Source organism: Bradyrhizobium sp. LeoA1Lang, assembly GCF_055413685.1.
This window is the reverse complement of the sequence record NZ_JBVAPG010000661.1, coordinates 1-252: the sequence shown is the minus strand read 5'-3', so window position 1 is coordinate 252 and position 252 is coordinate 1. Positions and strand designations below refer to the sequence as shown.

1 pseudogene is annotated in these 252 nt (G+C 59.9%); it reads right to left on the bottom strand.

From position 1 onward, the window contains the following. A pseudogene (locus ACZYOF_RS44885) lies at positions 1 to 129 on the bottom strand (IS630 family transposase); the annotation flags it as partial. Positions 130 to 252: the final 123 nt, after the last annotated feature.

Below are 252 nucleotides of genomic sequence, written 5' to 3'. Positions count from 1 at the left end.
GCGCTGTCCCGGTTGGGCCAGGACCGGCTGGCGCACCTCGCCGATCAGCTGGACGGGGGTCTCGTCGAAGCAGACCAGGGGGCGGGCGGGATCCGGCGTCTCGGCGTAGAGATCGAGCACGTCCTCCGAGGGTGTCAGAAAGAATGTGTAAGCAGGTTTCTGTGAGTTTACCTTACCGAGGAGACTCACATGACGACCGACACGACGATTACACCTGAACTGCTGGATCAACTGCTTGCTAACTATGAGAAG